Genomic DNA, 16,172 nt, shown 5'->3' with positions numbered 1-16,172 from the left:
AAACCTCCCATGATCCACGCGCAGTGAATCAGGAAAGCCACTCCGCCTCAACCCGCTGATTGGGTTTGAGCCCTAGTCGTTCGCGCTGATGAACAAGCGTCCGAAGTTGGGGAGCGGGGAAAGTGAGCTGAATGACCGGTTGTGGGTCCGTCGAGACAGTCCAAGCAATTTGCACGCGATCTCGCAGGCGACGTTGAGCTTAGCGCACCTACGCGTTGAGTCGACGCCATGCCTCTTTCTGGCTCCTTTGGGCTATGTCCGAGTAGATCATCGATGAGTATCGGCGACGGTGAGGGTCAAGCGTCAGGCTTTTTCGCGGCACAGCTTGACCCGCAATAGCGTCTTCAAGGTGCCGCTGGCGATCTGGGCGCTCGCGTCGACGATCGCAGAAGCGAGGATAGCATGAAGTTTGATACCCCTGCGGGCAGCAACCCGACCGATCGCCGGCACGTCCTTGGCAAGGCGACCGACCGCATCGACGGCCCGCTGAAAACGACCGGCACCGCGACCTACTCTTACGAGCATCACGACATCGGCGGAAAGGCGGCCTATGGCTTCGTAGTCGGCACGGCGATTGCCAAGGGCACCACCCGCTCCATTGACGCCCGCGCGGCGCTGGCCTCGCCTGGTGTAGTTGCGGTCGTCACTCACGAGAACGCAGGGCCGCTCGGGGTCGGCGCGTTCTACATCGACCGGCCGCTCGCCGGTCCCCAAGTCGACCATTACCAGCAGACGGTCGCGGTCGTCGTCGCCGAGACATTCGAGCAGGCGCGGGCGGCGGGCAGTCTTCTGGTGATCGACTATGCCCGCGAGAAGGGCAGCTACGACCTCGACGCAATCAAGCCGATCGCCGTGGTCGCCGAGAAAAGCGAGTACGGCAAGGTGCCCACCGAGGACATAGGCGACTTCGCCGGCGCGTTCGCGGCGGCGGCGGTCAAGCTAGACCGGACCTACACGACGCCCGACCAGACGCACGCGATGATGGAGCCGCATGCCACGATCGCGCGGTGGGACGGCGACCGGCTGACGTGCTGGTGCCCGATCCAGCAGCTCAATTGGGGTAGGCGCGATCTCGGCAAGATCCTCGGCGTCGAGCCGGACCGCATCAGGCTGGTGACGCCGTTCATCGGCGGGAGCTTCGGCGGCAAGGGCACGGTGCTGGTCGATACGGTCGCGGCGGCGCTCGGTGCCCGGGCGGCCGGGCGGCCGGTCAAGGTGGCGCTCACTCGGCCGCTGATGGCGAACAACACCACGCACCGCGTCGCCACGATCCAGCGGATACGCCTAGGGGCGACGCGCGACGGGCGGCTGACCGCGATCGGGCACGAGTGCTGGAACGGCAACCTGCCCGGCGGCCGGACAGAAAACGCGACCACCTCGACCCGCTCGCTCTACGCGGCGCCTAATCGCCTGATCCGTCAGCGGCTCGGCGTGCTCGACCTCGCGGAAGGAAACTCGATGCGCGCGCCCGGCGAAGCGCCCGGCATGATGGTGCTCGAGATAGCGATGGACGAGCTGGCGGTGGAGCTGGGCATGGACCCGGTCGAACTGCGTATTCGCAACGATACCCCCGTCGACCCGAGCGACCCGACCAAACCCTTCTCGACCCGCAAGCTGGTCGAATGCCTACGGACGGGTGCCGAACGGTTCGGCTGGGACAAGCGGGTCGCAAAGCCAGCCTCGGTGCGGGACGGTGAATGGCTCGTCGGGATCGGCATGGCATCCGCGATCCGCGGTGCGCCCATCACCAAGTCGGCCGCACGGGTCCGTCTCGATGCCAAGGGCATCGTGACCGTCGAGACGGACATGACCGACGTCGGCACCGGCAGCTATACGATCATCGGACAGACGGCCGCGGAGATGATGGGCGTCGATCTCGATCGCGTCGTGGTGCGCCTCGGCGATACGGCATACCCGGAATCGCCGGGGTCGGGTGGTCAATGGGGCGCCGCTTCGGCGACGTCGGGCGTCTACGCCGCGTGCATGAAGCTGCGCGAGGCGGTCGCACAGGCGCTCGGGTTCAACTCGGCCGATGTCGACTTTGCGGACGGCACTGTTCGATCGGGCAATCGCCGGGTAAAGCTTGGCGACGCGGCCAAGGCGGGCGAACTCGTCGGCGAGGACGCGATGACCTACGGCGACCTGTCGAAACAATATGCCCAGCAGACGTTCGGGGCGCATTTCGTGGAGGTCGGCGTTCATGCCGATACCGGCGAGATAAGGCTGCGGCGGATGCTTGCGGTCTGCCACGCGGGGCGCATCCTCAACCCGAAGTCCGCGCGCAGCCAGGTGATTGGCGCGATGACGATGGGTGCGGGCGCGGCACTGATGGAGGAGATGGCGGTCGATAAACGGTTCGGCCTCTTCGTGAACCACGACCTTGCCAGCTACGAAGTGCCGGTCCACGCCGACATCCCGCACCAGGAGGTGATCTTCCTCGCCGACAGCGATCCCACCATGTCGCCGCTGAAGGCGAAGGGCGTCGGCGAGCTCGGTCTGTGCGGGGTCGCCGCGGCGATCGCCAACGCGGTCTACAACGCGACCGGGGCGCGAGTGCGGGATTATCCGGTCACGCTAGACAAGATCATGGATCATCTTCCCGAGCCGGTCTGACTGCGGGAAGTCCTCTTCATGGTGGTGATGATCCCAGCTCAACAAACGATGTGACGGGCACATGCGTTTCAGCATCGACCAGACCCCATCGGTGAGTGCTTATCCCATGAAATACGGCAAACTTGGACACTCCGGCATCGCGATCTCACGGTTCGCACTCGGCACCATGTATTTCGGCTCCGAGACCTCGGAGGACGACGCGCTCGCCATCATCGACCGCTATGTCGAGGCGGGTGGCAACGCCCTCGACACCGCCGACGTCTATGTCGGAGGCAAGGCGGAGGAAACCGTCGGCAAGTGGTTCGCCTCGCGTCCGGCCGATGTAACCGATCACGTAATGCTCAACAGCAAGGGCAGGGCGACCGCCGCTCCGGCCCCCGATCCGAACGGGCAGGGGCTGTCGCGTCGTTACCTGTCGCGTGCGCTCGATGCGTCGTTGAAGCGGCTCGGCCGCGACACGATCGACGTCTACCAACTCCATGCCTCCGATATGCAGACGCCGGTCGAGGAGACGATCGCGTTCCTCGCCGACGCGCGTGCGGCGGGCAAGATCAACTACGTCGGTCTTTCCAACTTCACCGGCTGGCAGCTTCAGCTCTTCGTCTCCACCGCCCAGGCGATGGGCGGCCCGGTGCCGATCAGTTTCCAGATCCAATACAGCCTCATGTCGCGCGAGAGCGAGTATGAGCTGGTGCCGGCCGCCATCCACAACGACCTCGGCATTCTGCCCTGGTCGCCGCTCGCCGGCGGGTTCCTGTCCGGCAAGTACCGGCGTGGCGGCAAGCCCGCTGCCGACACGCGTGCCGGCTCGGACAAGGACCTCTACCAGTGGACGTCGGCCGAATATGCGGAGTCCGACCAGAATTGGGCGACGATCGATGCCGTCGTCGAGGTGGCAAAGCAGCTCGGTGTCACCCCGAGCCAGGTGGCGCTCGCCTGGATCGCCGATCGGCCGGGCGTAGCGGCGCCGGTATTCGGCGCACGCACCCTGGAGCAGCTCGAGGAGAATCTGGGCGCCGTCGATCTGGTGCTCGACGAGGCGACGACCGCACGGCTGGAAGAGGTGAGCCGACCGAAACCGGGCGGGTATCCTTATGGTGCGTTCGGTCAGGGACAGCGCAACCGCGACATCGGCGACGGCGTGCCCGCGCCCGCGATCCCGGTGAAGGGCGGTTCCGACCACCCGCTCGGACGGGCATGACGAGCGATGCGCCCGCAATCGCTCCGGTCAGTCGGCGCGGGCTGATGGCGATCGGCGCAACTGCCGGCATGGCGGCGGCGATGCCGGTGCACGCGGCGACGGCGACGGTCGTCGGCCGGGGCACCCCCGGTTCGCTGATCGAGCCCGGCTCCGTCCAGCTCCTCTTCGCGGACCTCCAGTCGCCGCTAGTCGCCGGCTCTAGGACGCAGCCGGCCGATCGCTTTGAGCGAGCGGCAGCCGTGCTGGCGGAGGTCGGCACGGTTCTGTCGCTGCCGATGCTGTTCAGCGTGGTCATGGAGGGATCGTCGCCCCCGCACCTGCTGCCGGCGCTGAAGACCTATTCGCGGAAGGAGAATACCCTGCTGCGAATACCGGTTGCGCCTTTTCACGATCCCGCGACGGTCGCGGCGATCGCCGGCCATCGTCGGCGCATCCTGGTGATCGCCGGCTTCGCGGCTGAAGTGGTCGTCCTGCAAGCGGCGCTCGATGCGCTCGCTGCGGGCCACGAGGTCTACTTCGTCACCGATGCGATCGGCAGCCAGTTCGAGCGAACGGAGGCTGCGGCGTTCCGTGAAATGGAGATGGCCGGCGCGAAGCCGACTTCGGAGCTGAGTTTCGCGACGCGGATGGTGCCGGATTTCGTTGGCACACCGGGCAAGCAGGTCTTCGCGGCATTGAAGCCCGTGCTGGGTTAATAGTCGTGCCCGCACGAGGGTGAGGCCGGATTGAGCCGACAATGAGCGCAGCTCAAGACGCAACTATCGACCCGAGCGCTATCTACGACGCATCCCGAACGAAGAGCGGGCCGCACAAGGCCGTGAAAGGCGAGCTATGACGTTTACCGATCGACTGAAGCCCCGGAGCGGCTGGCTGGCCGGCATCTACGCCGTCGTGCTGGCGATCGTCGGCGCGATCCTGCTGGTGGGCGGGGTGATCCTCGCCGCGGCGGGTGGCTCGCTCTACTATCTGATTGCCGGCGCGATGACGCTGGCGAGTGGAGTCATGATCTGGCGCGGCGATCGACGTGGCGCGTGGGTTTACGGCGCGTTGCTCGCAATCACGGTCGGCTGGTCGATCTGGGAGGTCGGCGACACGGTATGGCAGCTCGTGCCGCGCCTCGTGGCGCCGCTCGTTCTCGGATTGGGCCTGCTCCTGCCCGGCGTGCGACGCGCCCCGCGACACGCGCCGGTGTCGAGGAGGATCGGTGGCCTGCCGGCCTTCGTCGCAGCGCTCGTCGCGGCGCTCGTGGTCGGCATCGGCCTCCACGCGGCAGGTCCCGGCACGCCGCCCGATCCGATCTGGCAGACCGGAGGTCCGGTTCCGGCGCCCGGTCGGTTCGCACAGGCGACAACGGCCGCGACGGCCGAGTGGCAAGCCTATGGCAACGACCAGGGCGGCTCGCGCTTCAGCCCGCTCGACCAGATCAACGCCGGCAACGTCCAGAACCTCAAGGTCGCCTGGGAAGCCGACACCGGGCCTGAACCCAAGGGTGCCTACACGGGCGGCCTCGAGGTGACGCCGATCATGGTTGGTGACAGCCTGTACATCTGCAACAACTACGACGGCGTGATCGCCTACCACGCCGAGACTGGCAAGCGGCGCTGGGCCTTTCAGATGACCGACTCCGCATCGGGCAAGCCGTGCCGCGGCGTCACCTACTATCGCGTTCCCGGCGCGGCCGGACCGTGCGCCGAGCGCATCTACGCGGTCAGCCAGGTGCCCGATCTGGTCGCGCTCGACGCGCGCACCGGACGGCTGTGTCCCGGCTTTGCGAACGCCGGCCGCTACAACCTCCAGCGCGGCATGACGCCGGCGCCGTTCGGCATCTACTATGTCAGCTCGGCACCGCAGCTCGTCCGCGGCAAACTCGTGGTGGGTGGCGGTATCCTCGACAACCAGTTCTGGGGCGCGCCGTCGGGCGTGGTCCGGGCCCTCGACGCCGTGACCGGCAAGCTCGCCTGGGCGTTCGACGTCGGCAATCCGACGCGCAAGGGCGAGCCGCCCGCAGGGCAGACCTACACTCGTTCGACGCCCAATAGCTGGGCACCGCTCAGCGCCGACGAGCGTCTGGGCCTCGTCTACCTGCCGATGGGGAATTCGACGCCCGACCTCTACGGCAAGCAGCGTCGACCGTTCGACGACGCCAACAACAGCTCGATCATCGCGATCGACGCCAACAGCGGCGATGTTCGCTGGCGCTTCCAGGCGACGCATCACGATTTGTGGGACTACGACATGCCGTCGCAACCCACGTTGGTCGACGTGCCGACCGCGAACGGCATCCGCCCCGGCCTGATCGCGCCGACCAAGCGCGGTGAGATCTTCGTGCTGGATCGCGCGACGGGGCAGCCGATCAAGACCGTTCGCGAGGTGCCGGTGCCCCAGGGCGGCAACGGTCCCGGCGATCGGCTGTCGCCGACCCAGCCCTTCTCCGTCGGCATGCCGTCGTTCCGCGGTGCGAACCTGCGCGAGGTCGACATGTGGGGGATGACGCCGATCGATCAGATGCTGTGCCGCATCCAGTTCAAGCAGGCCCGCTACGAAGGACCGCTGACGCCGGTCGGGCTCGATCGTCCGACCATCGTGCAGCCCGGCTATGGCGGCGGGGTAAATTGGGGCAGCGTTTCGGTCGATCCCGAGCGGGGCATCATGGTCGTGCCGTGGATGAACCTGCCGACGAAGTCGCAGCTCATCACCCGGGCCGAGGCGGACCGTCGCGGAAATGTCCTGGCGCCGACACACGGGTCGGTGAACACCAAGAATCCGATGGCGAACACGCCCTATGGCGCCGCCAACGGCGCATTCCAGACCTTTCTCGGCGTTCCCTGCACGTCGCCGTCCTGGGGCAACATGTCGGCGGTCGATCTACGCACCGGTCGGGTGATCTGGACGAAGCCGTTCGGCACCGGCGCGGACACGGGACCGCTCGGCATCCACAGCCATGTGCCCTTCACGATGGGGGTGCCGTTCTCGGGCGGAGGCATCACGACACGGGGCGGCCTGACGTTCATCGCCGCTTCGGTCGAGCAGGCGATCCGCGCCTATGACGTGTCGACCGGTGCAGAGCTATGGAAAGCACGTCTGCCGGCGGGCGGTCAGGCGACGCCGATGACGTACCGTGCGCCCAGCGGTCGCCAGTTCGTCGTCATCGCCACCGGCGGCAAGCCGACGCTCAAGACGACGCAGGGCACCAAGCTGGTCGCCTACGCGCTGCCCGTCGACCGCACCGCCCGCTGATATCCGAGGAGACCCAGATGACCTGTGCAAAGCAATCGCCCTGACCGCGCTGCTGGTCGGCAACACCGGCATCGCAGTGGCGCAGACGGCGGCACCCCAGCCGAGTGTGGTCAAGGCGGGTGCGGTCGCTGCGAAGTCTGGTCCGGCGCAGTATTTCACCGGCAAGGTGACGGTCGCCGAACTGGTCAAGCCGACGCCGCCCGGCCGCGCCGGCACCGGGCTCGTCGCCTTCCAACCCGGCGCGCGCAGCAACTGGCACACGCACCCGGCTGGACAGACGCTCTACGTCACCGAGGGCTGCGGCTGGACGCAACGCGAGGGAGGCATGGTGACACGCATCTGCAAGGGCGATACGGCCTATGTGCCGGCCGGCGTGCGGCACTGGCACGGTGCGACCGACAGGACGGCGATGACGCACCTGTCGATCGCCGAGACGGTCGATGGCCGCAACGTCGACTGGGCGGAGCCGGTGTCCGCCAGACAATTCCACGGACCGTCGAAATAGCGAACAGCCCGGGTTGCCATGTTTGGGTATGGTGAGCCATGCTCAACCATGCCCGTCAGCCGCACCGATCTTGCCGACTACAGCTATTTTCTCGCGATTGCGCGTCATCGCAGCTTCCGGCGCGCCGGTCTCGATCTCGGCGTCAGCGCCTCGGCGCTGAGCCATGCACTAAAGGGGCTCGAAACCCGCCTCGGTATCCGGCTGCTCAACCGTACCAACCGCAGCGTGACGCTGACGGCGGCAGGGGAGGAACTTCAAGCCGCGATGAGCGGCCCGTTCGCGGAGATCGAGCAGGCCGTCGACCGCCTCAACCACTTCCGCGATGCACCCACCGGTCGCATCCGCATCAACGTGCCGAGCGATGCGGCGAGCTTGTTGATCGGCCCGGTGTTGCCGGCGTTCGTCGAACGCTACCCCGACGTCGAGCTGGATCTGGCCGTCAGCAACCATCTGGTCGACGTGATCGACGGGGGGTTCGACGCCGGCATCCGCTACGGCGGCACGGTCCCGGAAGACATGATCGCGCAGCGGCTGTCGGCCGATATCCGCTGGGTAGTCGTCGGATCGATCGACTATCTCGAACGGAATGGTGTTCCGACACACCCGAATGACCTCGCCGCGCATCGCTGCCTGCGCTTCCGCATCGGCGACGACAGCATCTATCGTTGGGAGTTCGAGCGCGGGGAAGAGGAGATAGCGGTCGCCGTGCCGGGATCGCTCACCTTCGACGACAGTCGCGCGATCCTCGAAGCCCTTATTGGGGGTGCCGGCCTGATGTACGCACCCGAACCGTTGGTCGCGCCGCTACTCGCCAAGGGCACAGTGCGGCTCGTTCTGGAGCAGTGGGCGGCGCTCGGACCGGGCTTCCACGCTTATTATTCGAGCCGACGGCAGTTGCCGACGGGCCTGCGGCTGCTGATCGATCTCGTGCGCGAGCTGCGTCCGCTCGGTCTGTAGTGCGCATACAGAGCAGGATCGACCCGGTATGCCGGACCATGTGATGCTCGATCATCATGAGGACGCTTCACCGTAGCGTAAACCTCGACCGGGGTAATCCGACAGGACCTCAGGCCATATCTCGATCGCTGAAGGACGGCATCCACCGTCACCATCAATCGAGGAGCGAAACGTGGCAGTTGCCGCCTACGGGGCACTTTCCGGCGACAAGCCGCTAGCCCCCATGACCATCGATCGTCGCGAGACGGGCGCGACCGACATCCGGATCGCCATCGCCTATTGTGGTATCTGCCACTCGGACCTGCATCAGGTCCGCAGCGAGTGGGAAGGGACGCTTTACCCTTGCGTTCCCGGGCACGAAATCGTCGGCCGCATCACTGCGGTCGGTGACGAGGTAGCCGGGTTCGCCGTGGGCGATATGGTCGGTGTCGGCTGCATGGTCGACAGTTGCGGACACTGCGGGCCTTGCACTCGCGATCTCGAGCAGTTCTGCGAGAACGGAACCACCTTCACCTACAAGACGCCCATCGCCGACGCGCCGGGTCATACGCTCGGCGGCTATGCCGAAGAGATCGTCGTCGATCGGCGCTTCGTCCTGCGCGTGACCCACGACGAGGATCAACTCGCCGCGGTCGCACCGCTGCTGTGCGTCGGAATCACCACCTGGTCGCCCCTTAAGCATTGGGGCGCCGGTCCGGGCAAGACGGTCGGCGTCGTCGGTATCGGCGGCTTGGGCCATATGGCAATCAAGCTTGCCCATGCGCTCGGCGCGCACGTCGTTGCCTTCACCACCTCGCCCGCCAAGGTCGACGATGCCAAGGCGCTCGGCGCCGACGAGGTGGTCATCTCGCGAAACGAGGACGAGATGGGGGCGCACGCCGGCAGCATCGACCTCATCATCGATACCGTCGCGGCCAGCCACGACCTCGACGCCTACACCGCGCTGCTCGCGATCGACGGCACGATCGTGCTCATCGGCGTGCCCGAGCACGCCCATCCTTCGCCGGACGTCGGCAACTTGATCGGTGGCCGGCGCTCGATTGCCGGCACGCTCATCGGCGGGATCGCGGAGACGCAGGAGATGCTCGATTTCTGCGCCGCGCACGGGATCGTCGCCGACATCGAGATGATTGCTGCCGATGGGATCGAGGCCGGCTTCGGCCGGATGAAGCGGGGCGACGTCAAATACCGCTTCGTCGTCGACAGCTCCACTGTGACCAACTGATCCAAAGGATCCACGATATGAACCCCACCTATGACTTCGCAGGGCGCGTGGCGCTCGTTACCGGTGCGAGCCAAGGCATCGGTCTCGCGACAGCCCGCCTGTTTGCCGAGAACGGCGCTTCCGTGGTCCTCTCGGATCGCAACGAAGAGGAGTTGAATAAAGCCGTCGCCGAGCTGAAGGCGGCCGGCCATAAGGTGATCGGCATACCCTGCGACGTGTCGGTCGAGGCCGAGGCCAAGGCGCTCGTCGAGCGGACGGTCGCCGAATTCGGCCGTCTCGACATGGCCTACAACAACGCCGGCGTCGTCGGCCCTTGGGGGCCGATCACCGAGGAAACCGAGGAGGGCTTCGACGCCGTCAACGCGGTCAACCTCAAGGGCATCTGGACCTGCATGAAGCACGAACTGCTGCAGATGGACAAGCAGGGCGGCGGTTCGATCGTCAACTGCTCGTCGCTCGGCGGACTCGTCGGGCTGCCCGATCGCGCCGCGTATCACGGGTCCAAGCACGGCGTTCTCGGCCTCACCAAGTGCGCCGCACTCGACTTCGCGACCAAGAACATCCGGGTTAATGCGGTCTGCCCGGGCACGATCGAGACGCCGATGGCATCGGGGATCGACAAGGATTCGCTTGATGTCATCCTCCGCGACCAGTCGATCGGCCGCCTCGGGCGCGCGGACGAGGTCGCAGCCGCGGTGGTATGGCTGTGCAGCGACGCGGCAAGCTTCATCCTCGGCGTCGCTCTCCCGGTCGACGGCGGCTACACCGTCCACTGAAACCGATGGATCAGGAAATCACGCGTCGGGCTGCGGTCACGGGGGCGCTTGCCGCCTCCGTGCCGTGGCCGGCGACCGCAGGAGAGACGATCATGCCCACCGAACCGACCGAAGCACGCAAATCTTTCGGCGACATTGCGCCGCACCTCGCCGAAATCACCGACAAGGTGCTGTTCGGCGACGTGTGGCAGAACCCCGCGCTCCCGCCGCGCGAGCGTAGCCTGGTGACGATAACCTGCCTCGTCGCCGGCTATCGCCACAACGAACTTGCCTTCCACGTGAAGAAGGGGCTCGAGAACGGATTGAAGCGGACCGAGATCGTCGAGGCCGTCACCCAGATCGCGTTCTACGCCGGGTGGCCGCCCGCTATGACGGCGCTGCCGATCATCAAAAAGGTATTCGAGGAAGCCGGCGCCTGAGAGGTTTCGGCAGAAGGAGAGAAAACGATGAAGCTGATGCGCGCCGGGTCGCAGCCGTCCCAGAAGGGGCCGGAAGCCTATTTCACGGGCACCGTGCGGATCGATCCGCTCAACAGCCCGCCGGAGCCCGCCCGGGCTACGAGTGCCTATGTGACGTTCAAGCCAGGCGCGCGATCGGCATGGCATACCCACCCCCTCGGACAGACACTGATCGTCACTTCGGGATGTGGCTGGACGCAATGCGAGGGCGAGCCGATCGTCGAGATTAAGACGGGTGACGTGATATGGTGCCCACCGGGCCATAAGCACTGGCACGGCGCCACGCCGACCACCGCGATGACGCATCTCGCGATCACCGAAGCGCTCGACGGCAGGAACGTGGTCTGGATGGAAAAGGTGACAGACGAGCAATACGAGCTCGGCCTAAAACTGCGTTCGTAAAAGTCGGGTCGACCGCTCCCAACGGTCGAGCGACTGAAGATTGTGACGGCAATGTCGGGAGATGAACGAATGTCGGAAGTAGGGAGCGACAATTGGCACGTTAAACGTCGCTTTGTGGGTCCAACTGGACAGCTCGCCGCCAGTGACGAACAAACCTCGGTCGCGCGAATTTGTCATTAACCTTCATATCTTATGCCCGGCGGGCTAAAGCCGGGGGCAGCGATGATACGGGTGGGCGGGGAAGGGAAAACCGGCCGGCGGAACCAGGCAATCGACAGTCTGCGTGGGTTGCTCGTACTGGCCGTCATCGCCGGCCATTATTACGAGCTGAGCGACCGGCATGGTTTCCTGGCATGGCTCGGCGCCGGCGTCCGGATGCCGCTGTTCATCGGTCTTGCCGGCTATCTGTTCAATCTCGAGAGTGCTCGCAATCGGCCGCTGGCGATCACGTTGCGCAAATACGGGCAGCGGCTGATCATCCCCTGGGCGGTCGCGTGCGCGGTTTATCTGACGAGCGCAACGCAGCTCACGCCGCTGTCGCTGCTGATCGTGCCGTTGCGGCCGCCCTTCCACTTCTGGTTCGTGCCAGTGATGATGACCTTCATCCTTATAGCCGCGCTGAGCCGGCGCTCGCCGCTCGCCATGCTCGGCGTTGCGATCCCGGTCAGTATCGCCGCCATGTACCTGCTCGGTGTCCAGCACGTCATCCAGCAGGGCTATGCAGCCTGGCTGCCCGATCGCCGCTTCTTCATCTATCCCATCTATTTCTTCTACGGCTTATGGGTCGCCCAGCGCCGGCTGGATCGCACGAAGCTGTATGCGGCGCTGGCGTTGGCGCCGATCGGCCTGTTGTGGTGGTGCACGCTGTACGTCCACCCCTCGATCCCCGGCGAAGTGGCGGCAAGCCTCATCACCTCTTTGTCGCTGATCTGCCTGCTGCCGGGCATCCGCAGTGCGTCGCTGGTCCTTCCCCTGATCGGCGGCATCGGGCGGCAGAGCCTGTTCTTCTACCTATGGCATCCCATGGTCTTTGCGCTCTGGTCGAGTTCGGGCGTGATCGGCATGCCGATGCTGCTGCTATCGATCGCCACCTTGTTCGTGGGCTGCGCCTTGCTCGCGCGCAGCGACGCCGCAGCCCGCGTCTTCGGCATCACCCCCCGCAGGCACCGGCCTCCGGTCGAGGCCACTGCGTTCGAGCCGGTTCCCTTGCGGGAGCGCAACGCATGACATCGGCAAAGGCACTGGCACGCATAGGAATGCTGACCTTGGCCTGGCTCGCGGTGCTGCCGATCCTCGCCATGCTACTCGGCGCGATGGTGCCGATCGTGCCGTGGCTGCGCATCTTCGCGAGCGATCTCGTGCCCAATTGGGTGTCCTGGTTCCTGCTGGGGGCGTTGATCATCGGCGCGCTGGGCGTGCTGGCGCATCGGGCGCGAGCGACGCGGGTCACACTCGCGCTGATCGCAGCCGCGGCCGGAACGGCTCTGGCGGCCGCGATCGTCATGCTCCATTTGCTGCAAGTGGCCTGGGCGAATGGCGCGAGGGTAGACCTGCTCAGCACCTTGTCGGTACGCCAATTCAGCGAGGCCGCCAGCCCGGATCGTAGCCTCGTTTATGCGCGACGGCGGGGCGAGGCGCTGTGGCTCGACGTCTATCAACCGGCCGACGTGCAGGCCGGCTCGCGTCGCCCCGTCCTGGTCGTCGTTCATGGCGGCGGTTTTATAGAGGGCAGCCGCCGGGTCGGCGCCGCCAACATGCGCCGCTACGCCGATAGCGGCTGGATCGTGGTGAGCATCGACTATCGGCTGGCAAGGCCGGATCGACCGACCTGGAACCTCGCCACGCGCGACGTCCGGTGCGCCCTGCGTTGGGTCGCGGCGCATGCGCGCGGGCTCCATGCCGATGCGGATCAGGTTACGCTGTTCGGCGTCTCGGCCGGCGGCAATCTGGCAATGGCGGCCGCTTATACCAACGACGATGGTGCGGACGACGCGCGCTGCGGGTCGCGCACGCCATCGATCGCCGCGGTCATCGTCAAGGCGCCGCTGATCTCGCCGCTGGCCTCCTGGCAACGCGAGGGCGAGTTGCAGGGGCAGCAGCGCTTGTACATGAGCCGCTATATCGGTGGTCCACCCGAGCGCTATCCCGAACGTTACGCCGCGCTGGACCTGCGGCGGCTAAGCACGCCCGGCAATCCGCCGACGTTGATCCTTGCGGGGAAGAACGATCCGCTGCTGCCGGCAGCCAGCGTCGAGGATTTTGCGCGCCGATCGATGGCGGCAGGCAATGCCGTGGATCTGGTCATGCTCCCTTATTCGGGGCACAATTTCAACACGACCTTCAACAGCATCACCAACCAACTGTCGATCTCGACGATCACGCGATTCATGAACCGCTATTCAAGAGAACGTCCGGATCCTCAATCTAAGATCAAGACGCAATGATCATAAAGCGCGAATGACGCTGGCAACGAGGGCGACGGCGGAGTAGTAGATTGTAGCAAAGCTGTTGAAGCGGGCAGCAGCCCGTGCCAGTGCCTTAGTTTCGCAGGCATGATCTCAAGTCGGCCTCGACGCAGATAGCGCGACATGGTCGGAACACGATCTGCAATTTAGAATTTAGGCTAATTGTCATAGGAATCCAGGACGTTCTAAGGCAGTTTGCATCATGGGCCGCGGTAATCGAACAAGCCCTGCTACTTAGCAAATCTTTGTAAATGGCTACTGGCGCTTATAAGTCAGAAAGGCGCAGGCGTGCGTCGGTTTACAGAAACACGGGAGTGCTGCCCCGCTTTAAAGCGAACCTCGGTGACCGCGCTCCCTGGCTCACCAAGCAAAATCCTTATATCGCCCCCACCGCTATTGATTAACCATGGCTTCATACGGCGAATGGCGGCAAGGATGGCGCTATTACCTTTGCATGGACCAAACGGTGTGTCGTCTGAGCACCGGAATACCGTACGGCTCCGGTGAGAAGTAATCTCAGCGAGATTTTCAAGTGCCTCCCGGCCTTGCCCTAAATTAACGCCCGGATTCAGGTGCACATATCGACCTGATGGACAGACGCCGTTCGCCGATAGCGCAATCTCTTGTCCGCTGTAGAAACTTTCAGCCTTGGCAGTGGCGATGGCTGCGCCTGGTTCCGTCAAACCAAATGCACCGGCTGGTAATCTGAAGAGGGTAGGGCGGGCATATGCCCCGCCCGCACAAGCCCGCCAGTCCGTTTCGCTACTTCAACTCGTCACCTGAGGTGATCCGGTTGGTGGTGCTGATGTACGTGCGTTTCCCACTGTCGCTACGGAACGTAGAGGACCTGCTGTTCGAGCGGGGGATCGACATCTGCCACGAGACAGTGCGCCTCTGGTGGAACAGGTTCGGGCCGATGTTTGCCAGCGATATTCGCCAACAGCGGGTGAGCCGGATGCGCGGCTTTCGCCATTGGCGTTGGCATCTGGACGAAATGTACGTGAAGCTGAACGGCGAGATGATCTACCTGTGGAGAGCGGTCGATCATGAAGGCGAGGTGCTGGAAAGCTACGTCACCAAGGCCCGTGACAAGGCGGCAGCGCTGACCTTCATGAGGAAGGCGCTTAAACGTCATGGTTCGCCTTCAAAGATCACTACCGACGGTCTGCGCAGCTACGGCGCTGCAATGAATGAGCTTGGCTGCCGCGATCGGCAGGAGGTGGGTCGCTGGGCCAACAACAGGGTAGAGAACAGCCACCTGGCGTTCCGACGACGAGAGCGAGCTATGTTGAGGTTCCGGCAGATGAAGACGCTGCAGAAGTTCGCCTCTGTCCACGCCAACGTCCACAACCACTTCAACCTGGAACGACACCTCATCGACCGACAGACCTATCGAGAGCGACGCTCTGCCGCACTGGCGGAGTGGCAAGCGCTTGTCAGCTAAGGCTTGCCCTCAAAGACCATCCTCAACCTGCCGAGACGCGTCCGCATTAAACTGACAGCTCCCACGCCGCTCATCGCGTAGCGGAGAGCGGCGTGCCGTTCGTAGTCACAACATCGATCGGAGCGACTGATTGGCAGACCGGCTGAAGGTGCTTGCGGACAGCTACCTTGACCACATTCGGATTGCCGTGGAGGCGGAGGACCGCGGCGCGCCTTTCCGGGACTTCCTGGATAACTGGAACGCGTTCAATGCGCAGCATGAACACCATCGTAGCCGGGGCGATCGGCCACGCTGTTTCAACAATCCCTCGACCCTGGCGCGCGCGCAGATGCTCGACGGGCTCGATTTTCGATCGGTGGGCGCGACTGCCATCCTTGACGATGCTACGCGAGATCCTGTTACCTATCAGCGCCGCTATGCGGCGCGCGATCGGGACGTGGAGCTGGTCGTCGACCATGTTGTTCCGATTGGCGTCATCGTGGCCGCACTGTCTGCCGGTGACGTCGAGCTGACGTGCGAGAGCGTCGGTGCGTACCTCAACCGCTGGTATTGTCTCGGCCTCCTAAGTTACCATGAAGACGCCAGCCTCAACGCGCAGGGGATTGCGGGCGGCAATGCCGGTGGGGTGGGATCGCGAGAATGCGTTCGCCCGCTATGAGGCGGCAGGAATAGCGCCGGCGCATGTGTAAAAAAACGCGCCCGCCTAGTTGTGCCGAGCTTGCTGCCCGTCCGACGATAGCAATCAATGATCAATTCGCCGGACGCTCTGTGCGCCAAGGAGCAACCGATCATCAGCAACAGCCACAAGGTTAGTAAGAGTGGTGTGGAGGCCGCAGATTATGCTGCTTGCGCAATGGGCTGATCTACCGGCGGCATCCAGTTCCAGGGC

At 64.9% G+C, this 16,172-nt stretch carries 14 protein-coding genes; all 14 read left to right on the top strand.

The window, feature by feature from the left end; translation table 11 throughout:
- Positions 1-402: 402 nt before the first annotated feature.
- Positions 403-2,613: an aldehyde oxidoreductase molybdenum-binding subunit PaoC gene (gene paoC, locus AC07UH_RS21270; RefSeq protein WP_495182169.1), complete on the top strand. Its 2,211-nt coding sequence runs from the start codon at positions 403-405 to the stop codon at positions 2,611-2,613.
- 91 nt (positions 2,614-2,704) lie between these two features.
- Complete coding sequence (locus AC07UH_RS21265) at positions 2,705-3,814, top strand: aldo/keto reductase (RefSeq protein WP_495182170.1); 1,110 nt, start codon at positions 2,705-2,707, stop codon at positions 3,812-3,814.
- On the top strand, positions 3,811-4,509 hold the full coding sequence (locus AC07UH_RS21260; RefSeq protein ID WP_495182171.1) for an isochorismatase family protein: 699 nt from the start codon (positions 3,811-3,813) through the stop codon (positions 4,507-4,509). Before AC07UH_RS21265 ends, AC07UH_RS21260 begins: the two co-directional genes overlap by 4 nt.
- Before the next feature lie 136 nt (positions 4,510-4,645).
- Positions 4,646-7,051, top strand: coding sequence for a membrane-bound PQQ-dependent dehydrogenase, glucose/quinate/shikimate family (locus tag AC07UH_RS21255; protein ID WP_495182172.1), 2,406 nt, complete (start codon positions 4,646-4,648; stop codon positions 7,049-7,051).
- 76 nt (positions 7,052-7,127) lie between these two features.
- Positions 7,128-7,556: a (R)-mandelonitrile lyase gene (locus AC07UH_RS21250; protein WP_495182173.1), complete on the top strand. Its 429-nt coding sequence runs from the start codon at positions 7,128-7,130 to the stop codon at positions 7,554-7,556.
- Between the two features lie 48 nt (positions 7,557-7,604).
- Entirely contained in the window at positions 7,605-8,513 is a 909-nt protein-coding gene (locus AC07UH_RS21245) for a LysR family transcriptional regulator (RefSeq protein ID WP_495182174.1), read from the top strand.
- Between the two features lie 172 nt (positions 8,514-8,685).
- Complete coding sequence (locus AC07UH_RS21240) at positions 8,686-9,738, top strand: NAD(P)-dependent alcohol dehydrogenase (protein WP_495182175.1); 1,053 nt, start codon at positions 8,686-8,688, stop codon at positions 9,736-9,738.
- 17 nt (positions 9,739-9,755) lie between these two features.
- Positions 9,756-10,514, top strand: a complete 759-nt coding sequence (locus AC07UH_RS21235) for an SDR family oxidoreductase (RefSeq protein WP_495182176.1) — start codon at positions 9,756-9,758, stop codon at positions 10,512-10,514.
- A gap of 92 nt (positions 10,515-10,606) precedes the next feature.
- A complete protein-coding gene (locus AC07UH_RS21230; protein ID WP_495189994.1) occupies positions 10,607-10,933 on the top strand; it encodes a carboxymuconolactone decarboxylase family protein in 327 nt (108 codons plus the stop codon).
- Positions 10,934-10,960: 27 nt separating this feature from the next.
- On the top strand, positions 10,961-11,374 hold the full coding sequence (locus AC07UH_RS21225) for a (R)-mandelonitrile lyase (protein WP_495182178.1): 414 nt from the start codon (positions 10,961-10,963) through the stop codon (positions 11,372-11,374).
- Positions 11,375-11,566: 192 nt separating this feature from the next.
- Complete coding sequence (locus AC07UH_RS21220) at positions 11,567-12,601, top strand: acyltransferase family protein (RefSeq protein WP_495189993.1); 1,035 nt, start codon at positions 11,567-11,569, stop codon at positions 12,599-12,601.
- On the top strand, positions 12,598-13,818 hold the full coding sequence (locus AC07UH_RS21215) for an alpha/beta hydrolase (RefSeq protein WP_495182180.1): 1,221 nt from the start codon (positions 12,598-12,600) through the stop codon (positions 13,816-13,818). Before AC07UH_RS21220 ends, AC07UH_RS21215 begins: the two co-directional genes overlap by 4 nt.
- 748 nt (positions 13,819-14,566) lie before the next feature.
- Positions 14,567-15,283, top strand: a complete 717-nt coding sequence (locus AC07UH_RS21210; protein ID WP_495182181.1) for an IS6 family transposase — start codon at positions 14,567-14,569, stop codon at positions 15,281-15,283.
- A gap of 130 nt (positions 15,284-15,413) precedes the next feature.
- Positions 15,414-15,941, top strand: coding sequence for a hypothetical protein (locus AC07UH_RS21205; protein WP_495182182.1), 528 nt, complete (start codon positions 15,414-15,416; stop codon positions 15,939-15,941).
- The last annotated feature ends 231 nt before the right edge of the window (positions 15,942-16,172 follow it).

The organism is Sphingomonas sp. GW821-FHT04B01 (genome assembly GCF_059420425.1).
The sequence above is the reverse complement of the archived record's forward strand: the minus strand, read 5'-3'. Positions and strand labels throughout refer to the sequence as shown.